The 11,097-nt window shown below is 70.0% G+C and carries 12 protein-coding genes and 1 pseudogene; 3 read left to right on the top strand and 10 right to left on the bottom strand.

What is annotated here, in order from left to right:
* Positions 1-306, top strand: a pseudogene (locus tag FV229_RS21975) (serine protease); the annotation flags it as partial.
* 117 nt (positions 307-423) lie between these two features.
* Here the strand turns inward: FV229_RS21975 and FV229_RS21970 are convergent.
* The 3 genes from FV229_RS21970 to FV229_RS21960 form a co-directional block, all read right to left on the bottom strand.
* Positions 424-579, bottom strand: coding sequence for a hypothetical protein (locus tag FV229_RS21970; protein ID WP_007563230.1), 156 nt, complete (start codon positions 577-579; stop codon positions 424-426).
* A gap of 111 nt (positions 580-690) precedes the next feature.
* Entirely contained in the window at positions 691-1,743 is a 1,053-nt protein-coding gene (locus tag FV229_RS21965) for a cysteine synthase A (protein ID WP_147753999.1), read from the bottom strand.
* Positions 1,744-1,881: 138 nt separating this feature from the next.
* Positions 1,882-3,273, bottom strand: a complete 1,392-nt coding sequence (locus FV229_RS21960; protein WP_147753995.1) for an L-serine ammonia-lyase — start codon at positions 3,271-3,273, stop codon at positions 1,882-1,884.
* Between the two features lie 354 nt (positions 3,274-3,627).
* Here FV229_RS21960 and FV229_RS21955 point away from each other — a divergent pair, with 354 nt between their 5' ends.
* Positions 3,628-5,103 carry an amino acid permease gene (locus tag FV229_RS21955; protein ID WP_147753994.1) on the top strand — a complete coding sequence of 492 codons (1,476 nt, stop codon included), beginning with the start codon at positions 3,628-3,630 and terminating at the stop codon, positions 5,101-5,103.
* A 37-nt stretch (positions 5,104-5,140) separates the two neighbouring features.
* On the opposite strand, the gene FV229_RS21950 is transcribed toward FV229_RS21955, so the two are convergent.
* From FV229_RS21950 to FV229_RS21915, 7 genes are all read right to left on the bottom strand, one after another.
* Entirely contained in the window at positions 5,141-5,599 is a 459-nt protein-coding gene (locus FV229_RS21950) for a DNA-binding protein (protein ID WP_246685418.1), read from the bottom strand.
* A gap of 120 nt (positions 5,600-5,719) precedes the next feature.
* Positions 5,720-5,944: a hypothetical protein gene (locus FV229_RS21945; protein WP_147753993.1), complete on the bottom strand. Its 225-nt coding sequence runs from the start codon at positions 5,942-5,944 to the stop codon at positions 5,720-5,722.
* Positions 5,945-6,084: 140 nt separating this feature from the next.
* Positions 6,085-7,110, bottom strand: coding sequence for a sulfate/molybdate ABC transporter ATP-binding protein (locus tag FV229_RS21940; RefSeq protein WP_306422429.1), 1,026 nt, complete (start codon positions 7,108-7,110; stop codon positions 6,085-6,087).
* Between the two features lie 16 nt (positions 7,111-7,126).
* Positions 7,127-8,002, bottom strand: coding sequence for a sulfate ABC transporter permease subunit CysW (gene cysW, locus FV229_RS21935; protein ID WP_147753992.1), 876 nt, complete (start codon positions 8,000-8,002; stop codon positions 7,127-7,129).
* The gene (gene cysT, locus FV229_RS21930; protein WP_147753991.1) at positions 7,995-8,849 is read right to left on the bottom strand and encodes a sulfate ABC transporter permease subunit CysT; all 855 of its coding nucleotides are present in this window, start codon (positions 8,847-8,849) and stop codon (positions 7,995-7,997) included. The genes cysW and cysT overlap by 8 nt, the downstream gene beginning before the upstream one ends.
* 165 nt (positions 8,850-9,014) lie before the next feature.
* On the bottom strand, positions 9,015-10,007 hold the full coding sequence (locus FV229_RS21920; RefSeq protein ID WP_246685419.1) for a sulfate ABC transporter substrate-binding protein: 993 nt from the start codon (positions 10,005-10,007) through the stop codon (positions 9,015-9,017).
* A 389-nt stretch (positions 10,008-10,396) separates the two neighbouring features.
* Complete coding sequence (locus FV229_RS21915; protein WP_147753990.1) at positions 10,397-10,603, bottom strand: hypothetical protein; 207 nt, start codon at positions 10,601-10,603, stop codon at positions 10,397-10,399.
* A gap of 194 nt (positions 10,604-10,797) precedes the next feature.
* Here FV229_RS21915 and FV229_RS28490 point away from each other — a divergent pair, with 194 nt between their 5' ends.
* A complete protein-coding gene (locus FV229_RS28490) occupies positions 10,798-10,920 on the top strand; it encodes a hypothetical protein (RefSeq protein ID WP_281406742.1) in 123 nt (40 codons plus the stop codon).
* Positions 10,921-11,097 lie beyond the last annotated feature (177 nt).

Below are 11,097 nucleotides of genomic sequence, written 5' to 3'. Positions count from 1 at the left end.
GCCCCGGGGGCGATGTCGGGCGAGGCGCGGGTGACGGCACCGCTTCAGCCCGGGTCGGCGGGGGCACCGGTCCTCGACCGCGCGGGCGGCCTCGCGGGACTCGTCGCCCGCTATCCCGCCGCGCCGCGGCTGGTGGCGGGCGTGGTGCCGCCGGCGAGCTTTCCTGTGATCCCGGAGGACGTGATCGCCGCATTCCTGGCCGAGGGCGGCATCGCCACGAAACCGTCGGCGGTCACCGGCGGCAGCGTCGGCGCTGCCGCCTCGGCAGTCGGAGGCGCCGTGATCGGGCTCGGCTGTACGAGATAGGGCCTGCCGCGCGATCCTCGGATCACGCGACAGGCCCCTTTGTCGTCGTGTGGTCGCCCGTCCTTCACGCGAGCCGGCATCCACCTCGGTCGGACGGGCTTCGCGCCCGCGCCGGCGTCAGAGACGGCCGGTGACGAGCAGAACGATCAGGACGATGAGCAGGATGCCGCCGAGGCCGAAGCCCGGGCCGCGGTAGGCGCCGCCGCCGAGGAAGCCGCCACCACCGAAGGCGAGAATGATCAGGATGATGAGCAGAATGGTGACGAGCGACATGAAGGAAGTCTCCGCGGGAGCGCACGGGTCGTGAGCTTGACCGTGCAAACGCCGCGACAATCCGTTCCGTTCAAATAATTCGCACGCAAACTGACGGACGGTTTTGCCGGCTCAGGCGTGCCAGTCCGGCAGCGGGTCGGCGGGCCGGTCGAGCCAGTCCGGGCTCGGCAGGTTGCGCTCGCGTAGGAAGGCCGGGTTGAACAGCTTCGAGGCGTAGCGCGCCGCCCCGTCGCACAGGATCGTCGCGATGGTGTGGCCCGGCCCGAGCGCCCGCGCCAGCCGGATCGCCCCGGCGACGTTGATGCCGGACGAGCCGCCGAGCGACAGCCCTTCCGCGCGCATCAGCCCGAACACGATGTCGAGCGCCTCGGTATCGGTGATGCGGAAGGCGTGGTCGGGGGTGAAGCCCTCGAGGTTCTTTGTGATCCTGCCCTGGCCGATGCCTTCGGTGATCGAGGAGCCCTCGGCCTTCAGGGTCCCGCTGGTATAGTGCGCGTAGAGCGCCGAGCCCTCGGGGTCGGCCAGCGCGATTGCGACCTTGGGGTTTTTCGCCCGCAGGGCGGCTGCGGTTCCCGCGAGCGTGCCGCCGGTGCCGGCCGCGCACACGAAGCCGTCGACGGTGCCGCCGGTCTGGTCCCAGATCTCGGGGCCGGTATGCGCCTCGTGCGCGCCGCGGTTGGCGACGTTGTCGAACTGGTCGGCGAAGAACGCCCCGGCGGGGTCTTCCGCCGCGATCCGCTCGGCGAGGCGCCGGGCGACGTGGACGTAGTTGTCTGGGTTGGAGAACGGCACCGCCGGCACTTCGACGAGCCGGGCGCCGGCCAGCCGCAGCGTCTGCTTTTTCTCCTCCGATTGCGTGACGGGGATGACGATCACCGTGCGGTAGCCGCGCACCGACGCGACCAGCGCCAACCCGATTCCGGTGTTGCCCGCCGTGCCTTCGACGATGGTGCCGCCCGGCCGGATCAGCCCGCGCGCCTCCGCGTCTTCGACGATCGCGCGCGCCGCCCGGTCCTTCACCGAGAGGCCGGGATTCAGGAACTCGGCCTTGCCGAGGATTGTGCAGCCGGTCTCCTCCGACGCCCGGCGCAGCCGGATCAGCGGCGTGTTGCCGATCGCCGCCAGCACGTCGGGGCGGGTGGCGTGATCCGGGTTCGTCGCCATGCCCATGTCGCTGCCTCCGTGTCGCCCGCGCCCCGCGCGGCGCCGCCTTGCGATAGCCCGGACGGCGGCCGGCCGGAAGGCGGCCGCGGCGCCGGTCGCCTCGTCGGCGCTCACGTCGCCAGGGCGGACGCGGGGTCGTCAGCATTCGGGAAGGTTCACGGCCAAGCCGCCGAGGCTCGTCTCCTTGTATTTGGTGCTCATCTCCTCGCCGGTCTGCCGCATGGCCGCGATGCAGTTGTCGAGGGGCATGAAATGCGAGCCGTCGCCGCGCAGGGCGAGCGAGGCGGCCGCGACGGCCTTCGTGGCGCCGATCCCGTTCCGCTCGATGCAGGGCACCTGCACCAGGCCCGCGACCGGGTCGCAGGTCATCCCGAGATGGTGCTCCAGCGCGATCTCGGCCGCGTTCTCGACCTGCTCGGGCGTGCCGCCGAGCACGGCGCACAGGCCGGCCGCCGCCATCGCGCTGGCGGAGCCGACCTCCCCCTGGCAGCCGGCCTCCGCGCCCGAGATCGAGGCGTTGTGCTTGATCAATCCGCCGATGGCGGCGGCCGTCAGAAGGAAGTCCTGAACGCGGGCCGGGTCGGCGCCGACGCACCGGTCCAGGTAGTACCGGATCACGGCGGGGACGACGCCTGCGGCCCCGTTCGTCGGCGCCGTCACCACCTTGCCGCCGGCCGCGTTCTCCTCGTTGACCGCCATGGCGTAGACGCCCAACCATTCCGTGACGCTGTGCGGCTGCTCCCGGTTCGAGCCCTGTTCGGCAAGCAGCTGGTCCCGGATGCGCTTGGCCCGGCGCCTGACGCGAAGACCCCCGGGCAACTCGCCGTCCCGCGACAGCCCGCGCTCGATACAACCGTCCATCGTAGTCCAGATGCGCGCGAGCCCCGCGTCGATCTCGGCTTCCGAATGGCTGACGGCCTCGTTCGCGCGCTTCATGGCGGCGATGGACAGGCCGCTGTCCCGCGCCATGCGCAGCATCGCGGCCGCCGATTCGAACGGGTAGGGCCAGAGCCGCGGGTCCGCGGCGTCGGAAGATGGCGGCAGGACGACGTCGCGTTGCGCGGCGGTGAGGATGAAGCCGCCGCCGATCGAATAGTAGGTCTCGGACAGGATCGGCGAGCCCTTCCCGTCGCAGGCGGTGACGACGAGCCCGTTCGCGTGGCCGGGCAGCGGAGGCCCGAAATCGAACGCGACCGCGCTTTCGGGATTGAAGGCGAGAACCGGAAGCCCCGGCAGGACGAGGCACTTGTCGACGCGCAGGTCCTCGAGCCGGCGCTCGGCCTCGGCCATCTCGATGTCGGCGGGCCGGTAGCCGAGCAGGCCGAGCGACACCGCGCGGTCGGTGGCATGGCCCTTCCCCGTGAAGGCGAGCGACCCGTACAGGGTCACGCGCACTGCGGCAGCCGCGCCTTTCGCCGGACTGGCCCGCAGAAGGTCGAGGAAGTCGGCCGCCGCCGTCATCGGCCCCATCGTGTGGGACGAGGACGGCCCCAGGCCGAGCTTGAACACGTCGAATACGCTGAGGAACATCAAGACGTCCTGTTACGGCCTCGATCTGCACCCCGTGGCACCGCGGCTGGCCTTCTATCGCACTCCTTGTGCCGGCAGTCCCTGGTTTTGCCTACGTCGAGGATGTCGAGCATGCGGCCACGTAGGGACAGGCGCCCCCGTCCCACCCCGATCAGGCGCCAATCTGTCCGAACCCATCCTTCCGATCCGATCTCGAACCCAAGCGCCATCGCCGCGGCGCGATTTTTGCGGTTCCGTTCGAACCACGCTCGGCCGAGGACGGCCCGAAACCGGGGGATCGCCCGCCGCGGCGGCTGGCGTCGTCCTCGACCGGCCGACATGGTGCTGAATCTCGCTTTGTTGATCGGAGAGATCATGGCGTCCAAGGACCAACCCTCCGGCCTGACGGCGCGCAAGACCGTCGAGGACATCATCGCGGGGGGTGAGGGCGACGGGCATCAGCTCTCGAAATCGCTCGGCCTGTTCTCGATCATCGCGATGGGCATCGGCGCCGTCATCGGCGCGGGCATCTTCGTGCTCACCGGCACCGCGGCCGCGCAATATGCCGGGCCGGGGATCATGCTGTCGTTCGTGGCCGGCGGCATCGCCTGCGCCTTCGTCGGGCTGTGCTACGCCGAGATGGCGGCGCTGATCCCGGTGGCGGGATCGAGCTACACCTACACCTATGCGACCTTGGGCGAACTCTTCGCCTGGATCATCGGCTGGGACCTGATCCTCGAATACGCCATGGGCGCCGCCACCGTGGCGGTCGGCTGGTCGGGCTACGTCGTCAGCCTGCTCAAGGATGTCGGGCTGGTGATCCCGGCCCGCTTCACCGCCGCGCCCGGCACCGCGGTGAAGCTCGCCGACGGCTCCGACGCCACGGCGTTCGCGAACCTGCCGGCGGTGCTGATCGTCGCGCTGCTGACGCTGCTGCTGGTGCGCGGCACCAAGGAATCGGCCCGGCTGAACAACATCATGGTGGCGGTGAAGCTGACCGTGGTGATCGCCTTCATCGTGCTCGGCTACGGCTACATCAAGCAGGCGAACTGGACCCCGTTCATCCCCGACAACGACGGCAATTTCGGCCATTTCGGCTGGAGCGGCGTCCTGCGCGGGGCGGGCGTGGTGTTCTTCGCCTTCATCGGGTTCGATGCGGTCTCCACCGCCGCGCAGGAGGCGAAGTCGCCCCAGCGCGACATGCCGATCGGCATCCTCGGCTCGCTCGCGATCTGCACGGTGCTCTACGTGCTGGTCGCCGCCGTGCTCACCGGCGTGGTGCCCTACAAGGATCTCAACGTCCCCGATCCGATCGCCAAGGGCGTCGACGTGATCGGGATCGCGTGGTTCTCGGCGCTGATCAAGCTCGGGGCGCTCACCGGCCTGACCACCGTGATCCTGGTGCTGCTCTACGGCCAGAGCCGGATCTTCTACACCATGGCCAACGACGGCCTGCTGCCGCGCCTGTTCGCCCACGTGCACCCGACCTACCAGACGCCCTATCGCAGCCAGCTCCTGATCGGCTCGGTGGTGGCGGTGGTGGCCGCCCTGGTGCCGATCGGCATCCTCGGCGAGATGGTGAGCATCGGGACGCTCGCCGCCTTCATCCTGGTCTGCGGCTCGGTGATCTACCTGCGGCGCTCGGACAAGAAGCGGCCCCGCCCGTTCCGCGTGCCCTACGTGCCGATGGTCCCCCTGCTCGGCATCCTGTCCTGCCTGTTCCTGATGGCGGGCCTGCCGCTCGACACCTGGATCCGGCTCGTCGTGTGGATGGCGATCGGCTTCGTGATCTACTACGTCTACGGCCGCAAGCACTCGGTGCTGCGGCGCCGGGACGGGACGGCAGCGTAGGCCGGGGAGCCTCCCGGCCGCGAGCCCAGATGCCGCCTTAGGCCGTCCGGTAGAGCAGCACGCGGCCGGCCGAGATCAGGTGCAGCAGGCCGTCGAAGTCGGCGATGTTGCGGGTCAGAACGGTGAGCCCGAGCTTCTGCGCCAGCAGGAACAGCACGCAATCCTGCAGCGCGCGCAGGCGGCCGTCGGCAGCATAGCCCTGTAGCCGGCAGAGGATGCCGGACAGCAGCGCCGCGCGGCCGAGCACGTCCGCGTCCGGAGCGAAGACCCGATGCGGGCGCATCGCATCGATCTGCCGCCCGATCGCCGAGACCGCCGCCACTGTCCGCGGGTCGTCCGGGTTCAGGACGCCGACCGTGTGCATCAGTTCCTGGATGGCCACGGTCGCGTGGTTGACGGGCCGCGTCGTGATCGCACGGACGACGGCGGCCGGCGCACGCCCCTGGAGGCGATCGATGGAGACGCAGGTGTCGAGCAACAGGGCAGACCCGGCCACCTGAGCCGCATCGAGAAACGGCAGATCCGCGTCGCGCCGACGCGCGAGGGTGGCGCGCGGGTGGCGCGCGGCGCGAAGCGCGCCCAGCGGACGGCCGCCGCGAAATCGAAATCCGCCGCCTCAGAACCCGAGCTTCAGGTCCGGGTCCACCGTACCGCCCACCGCCTCGAACACGGTCGCGAAGTCGTCGTCCAGCGCGACGCTGGCCAGCGCGAAGGCGATGAGGTCGGTATCCGCCGCGATGCCCGTGCGCCGCTTCGCCTGGTCGAGCGGGGCCGGGCTGATCCGGTTGCTGATGCGCGCGCTCTTGTCGGCCAGCAGCCCGGAACGTTCGGCGGCCTCCATCACCGCCTCGAAACGGCTCCCCCTGGGATCGGGCCGTTTGTGTCCGTGTTCGCTGCGGCCTTCGGTATCGCGTCACCCTGGCGTTCGACAAATTCGGTATTCGTCGAACATATCACCGGCCGACCAAGCCCGGAAGCGCCTCACCCGAACACGTATCCCCCGTTGATCCGCAGGCCGACCTCGCGGCCGGTGGCGTAGCGCTCGCCGTCGGAATCCTCGACGATCAGCAGGCCGCCGTCGGGGCGGGCGACCTCGATGCGCTGCCGGCCTTGGCTGCGGTAGGACGAGCGGACGGTGCCGGTGAGATGCGCGGTGGCGGGCTCCACCAGTTGCAGCTGCCAGGGCCGCACGAAGAGTTTGACGGGGCCGATCAGGCCGGCCGGCGCGACGACCGGGGTGGGCCGGCCGTCGACGCGGACCTGGCCGCCCTCCGTGATCGCCTCGACCTCGATCGCATCGCCGAGGAAACGCAGCACGGTGGCCGAGGCCGGGTTCTCCTGCACTTCGTCGGGGGTGCCGACCTGCTCGAGGCGGCCGCGGTCGAGCACCGCGACCCGGTCGGAGAGCTCCAGCGCCTCGTCTTGGTCGTGGGTGACGAAGATCGTGGTCTGGCCGGTGCGGTCGTGGATCTCGCGCAGCCACCGCCGCAGGTCTTTTCGCACCTGGGCGTCGAGGGCGCCGAACGGCTCGTCCAAGAGGAGGACACGCGGCTCGACGGCGAGGGCGCGGGCCAGCGCGATGCGCTGGCGCTGGCCGCCCGAGAGCTGCGAGGGATAGCGGTCGGCGAAGCCCGAGAGCCGGATCAGGTCGAGCAGCTCGCCGACGCGGCGCTTGATCTCGGCGGCCGGCGGGCGCTCCGAGCGCTTCCGCGCGTTCAGGCCGTAGGCGATGTTGTCGGCCACGCTCATGTGCTTGAACAGGGCGTAGTGCTGGAACACGAAGCCGACGGCGCGCTGCTGCACGGGCAGGAAGGTCGCGTCGTCGCCGCCGAACAGGATGCGACCGCGATCAGGCGTGTCGAGCCCGGCGATGATGCGCAGCAGCGTGGTCTTGCCGGAGCCCGAGGGGCCGAGCAGGCCGAGCAATTCGCCCGCGCGCACGTCGAGGTTGAAGTCGTGCAGGACGGCCGCCGTGTCGAAGGTCTTCGACAGGCCCTCGACGCGGATCGCGGTCGAATTCGCGTTAATGCCGTGCCCGCGACCCGAGCTCCGCCCCGTAGCGCCATTCGAGGAGGGATTTGAGGGCGAGCGTGACAAGGGCGAGTCCGGCAAGGAGCGAGGCGACGGCGAAGGCGGCGACGAAATTGTACTCATTGTAGAGGATCTCCACGTGGAGCGGGATGGTGTTGGTCAGGCCGCGGATATGCCCGGACACCACCGAGACCGCGCCGAACTCGCCCATGGCGCGGGCGTTGCAGAGCAGGACGCTGTAGAGCAGGCCCCAGCGGATGTTGGGCAGCGTCACCGTGCGGAAGGTGTGGAGGCCGGTGGCGCCGAGCGTCAGCGCCGCCTCCTCCTCGGCGTTGCCCTGCTCCTGCATCAGCGGGATCAGCTCGCGTGCCACGAACGGGAAGGTGACGAACACCGTCGCCAGCACGATGCCGGGCAGTGCGAACAGGATCTGGATGCCGTTGGCCTGCAGCCAGCCGCCGAACAGGCCCTGGCTCCCGAACAGCAGCACGTAGATCAGGCCCGAGACCACCGGCGAGACCGAGAACGGCAGGTCGATCAGCGTGATCAGCAGGCTCTTGCCGGTGAACTCGAACTTGGCGATCGCCCAGGCGGCGGCGACCCCGAAGACGAGGTTGAACGGCACGGCGATCGCGGCCACCGTCAGCGTCAGGCGGATCGCGGTCCAGGCGTCGGGCTCGGAGAACGCCTCGAGATAGGCCCCGACGCCGCGCGCAAACGCCTGGGCGAAGACCGTGAACAGCGGCAGCACCAGGAACAGCGCCAGGAACACCACCGCGGTGCCGATCAGCAGGCCGCGCACGAGGCGGCCCTCGTTGGCGGCATCCTCCTGCACGGGGGCTGCGGCCGTCAGGCTCAGATCAGACATAACCGAACCTCCGCCGGCTCCAGGCCTGGATCAGGTTGATCGCCAGCAGGGTCAGGAACGAGATCCCGAGCATGATCGTGGCGATCGCCGAGGCGCCCCCGTAATCGAACTCGGAGAGCTTGATGACGATCAGCAACGGCGCGATCTCGGAGACGTAAGGCAGGTTGCCGGCGATGAAGATGATCGAGCCGTACTCGCCGACGCCGCGGGCGAAGGCCAGCGCGAAGCCGGTGAGCACCGCCGGGATCAGCGGCGGGAGCACCACCTTGGTCAGCGTCGTCCACCGGGTGGCGCCCAGCGTCGCGGAGGCCTCCTCGACCTCCTTGTCGATCTCGGCGATCAGCGGCTGGACGGTGCGCACGGCGAAGGGCAGGCCGATGAACACCATGGCGATGAAGATGCCGACCGGGGTGTAGGCGGCCTGGATGCCTAGTTTCGTCAGTTGCGCGCCGACGAGCCCGTTCGGGGCGTAGAGCGAGGCCAGCGCGATGCCGGCCACCGCCGTCGGCAGGGCGAAGGGCAGGTCGACCACCGCGTCGACGAGCTTGCGCCCGGGGAAGCGGTAGCGGGTCAGCACCCAGGCGACGAGGAATCCGAACACCGAGGCGGTAAGCGCGGCGAGCAGCGACACGCCGAAGCTGATCTTGAGGGCGCTGGCGACGCGCGGGTCGGTGGCGACGTACCAGATCCCCGACAGGCCGAGGCCCGAGGCCTTGGCGACGAGGGCGGCGAGCGGCAGCAGCACCACCAGCCCGAGGCAGGTCAGCGTGTAGCCGAAGGTGAGCCCGAAGCCGGGGATCACGCTGGGTTGTCGGAAACGCCGCTTCGGGCGGGGTGGGGCGACCATGATGCCTCGACGGATCGTCCCTCCCCCCTCTGCGGGGGAGGGTGGCCCTCGCGTGAGCGAGGGTCGGGAGAGGGGAGCGCGTAGTCCGGAGAGGGCGCTCCCCTCTCCCGACTTAGCTCGCGGCCCACCCTCCCCCACAGAGGGGGGAGGGAAAGCGTGGAGCGTTTACCGCCCCTGGCGGCTCAACTGGTCGAACAGGCCGCCGGTGTCGAAGTTCTTCTTCTGGATCTCGTCCCAGTTGCCTTGGAGGTCCTCGATCTTGAACAGCTTGATCTCGGGCAGCTGCTTGAGGTCGGCCTCGGCCGCGGCCTGGGGCTTGAACGGGCGGTAATGGTGCTTGGCGAAGATCGCCTGCGCCTTGTCGGTGTAGAGGAAGGCGAGGTAGGCCTCCGCCTGCTTGCGGGTGCCCTTGCGGTCGACGTTGGCGTCGACGAGCGCCACCGGCGGCTCGGCGTAGATCGAGGTCGGCGGCACGACGATGTCGAACTTGTCGGCGCCGAACTCCTGCAGCACGAGGTAGGCCTCGTTCTCCCAGGTCGGCAGCACGTCGCCCAAGCCCCGCTGCGCGAAGGTGACGGTGGAGCCGCGCGCGCCGGTGTCGAGCACCGGCACGTTCTTGTAGACGGTGCCGACGAAGGCGTCGGCCTTGGCCGTGTCGTTGTCCTGGTTGTAGGCGTAGCCCCAGGCGGCGAGGAAGTTCCAGCGTCCGCCGGCCGAGGTCTTGGGGTTCGGGGTGATGACCTTGATGTCGGGCTTGGCGAGGTCTCCCCAGTCCTTCACGCCCTTCGGGTTGCCCTTGCGCACCAGGAACACCACCGTCGAGGTGTAGGGCAGCGCGTCGTTCGGCTGCTTGGTGCGCCAGTCCGCGGAAATCTTCTTGGTCAGCTTGGCGATCGCGTCGATGTCGGAGGGGATGCCGAGCGTCACCACGTCGGCGTCGACGCCGTCGATCACCGTGCGGGCCTGCGAGCCCGAGCCGCCATGGGAGGCGCGCACCGTCAGCGTCTCGCCGGTCTTGGCCTTCCACTCCTCCGCGAAGGCCGCGTTGACGTCGCGGTAGAGTTCGCGCGTCGGGTCGTAGGAGACGTTGAGCAGGGCCGTCTGCGCCTGAGCGCCGCCCGCCGCGAACAGGCCGCCGGCCAGGCACAATCCCGCCAGCGCCGTGCGCCGCCCGATCCGTCCCGCGCGCCGTGTTCCGTTCCGCTCGCTCACGCCGATCCTCCGGTCATCACCGCGGGACGACGGCCCATCGGGCACCGTCCCTGACGAAGAAGTCGGGTTCTCGTTCGTTTTACAGAACGTTGTCAACTGGTGGATCGCCGTCCTTCCATCCCAGGAACACGGTGGAAGACATGATCATTCTTCCGGCGCGTGCCTCAACCGAGCGGACGGCAACGGGGTCCTTCTACAGAAATGGCCTGCCAGAGAAGAGAAACGCGACGCGCGACGCGTTTCTTAGAAAGAACGTTATGCGGCTCCGGCGTCATGTGTTCGCGCACGCAGATACACGACGCGGCCCGCCGAGCATGCCCGACGCGAAAAAATCCTCAGGCGTCGAGGTATCCCGCCTCGGCCAGGGCCTCGGCGACGGCTTCGAAGCAGGGCTCGCCGGGGGCGAAGCCGTCGGGATTCGGCTCGGACGCGTCGTCGTCGGCCTGCGGGTGGGCCGGGAGCGCATCCGCGCGCAGGCGGCCGCCGAGGCCGAAGAAGCTCGTGGCCGCCGTGAGGGCCCCGCCGATCGATCCTATCGTCATGCCACACCCCATTCGTGAACGGTTCGTTAACGATGGTGGCGGGAAAGCGTTGCACACGCAAGACGTGTGGGTCGGGACGCGTCGTCGGCCCTTGCCTGCGGCTCCGCGGTGACGTGGCCGGCCTGCATCGCCGGCGGGACTTTTCGCGGCTCGCCGGCGGCCCTGCGGACGGGGCCGGGCGGCCGGGCTATGGAATGCGGCGCGCCGGACCGGCGGCCCCAACTGACAAGATGTCCATGACCGTGATCGCCCTCGTGCTCGTCGCCAACCTGCTGCTGGCCGGCCTGTTCTCCCTCGTCGCCATCGCGATCGACTGACGGTTCGCGGAGCGGTCAGCCCCGCGCAGGGCGGTCGAGGGAGCGGTCGACCGGGCCGTCGAGGGGATGGAGGCGGTCGGCCGGCCCGGGGCCGGAGGCGGGCCGCCGCACCGGGCGCGACAGACGGCGGGCGAGTCTCTGGAGATCGGGCGGCGCGGCACCGGCCGGCGCATAGAG

Source organism: Methylobacterium sp. WL120, assembly GCF_008039465.1.
GTDB classification, from domain to species: domain Bacteria; phylum Pseudomonadota; class Alphaproteobacteria; order Rhizobiales; family Beijerinckiaceae; genus Methylobacterium; species Methylobacterium cerastii.
This window is presented reverse-complemented; position numbering and strand designations above follow the sequence as displayed.

Bases quoted from the DNA above. Each gene is read 5' to 3' on its own strand.
- cysT (WP_147753991.1), bottom strand. From the start codon at position 8,849: ATGGTCGCCCCACCCCGCCCGAAGCGGCGTTTCCGACAACCCAGCGTG.
- FV229_RS21955 (WP_147753994.1), top strand. From the start codon at position 3,628: ATGGCGTCCAAGGACCAACCCTCCGGCCTGACGGCGCGCAAGACCGTC.
- FV229_RS21960 (WP_147753995.1), bottom strand. From the start codon at position 3,273: ATGTTCCTCAGCGTATTCGACGTGTTCAAGCTCGGCCTGGGGCCGTCC.
- FV229_RS28490 (WP_281406742.1), top strand. From the start codon at position 10,798: ATGCGGCGCGCCGGACCGGCGGCCCCAACTGACAAGATGTCCATGACC.
- FV229_RS21915 (WP_147753990.1), bottom strand. From the start codon at position 10,603: ATGACGATAGGATCGATCGGCGGGGCCCTCACGGCGGCCACGAGCTTC.
- FV229_RS21965 (WP_147753999.1), bottom strand. From the start codon at position 1,743: ATGGCGACGAACCCGGATCACGCCACCCGCCCCGACGTGCTGGCGGCG.
- cysW (WP_147753992.1), bottom strand. From the start codon at position 8,002: ATGTCTGATCTGAGCCTGACGGCCGCAGCCCCCGTGCAGGAGGATGCC.
- FV229_RS21945 (WP_147753993.1), bottom strand. From the start codon at position 5,944: ATGGAGGCCGCCGAACGTTCCGGGCTGCTGGCCGACAAGAGCGCGCGC.
- FV229_RS21970 (WP_007563230.1), bottom strand. From the start codon at position 579: ATGTCGCTCGTCACCATTCTGCTCATCATCCTGATCATTCTCGCCTTC.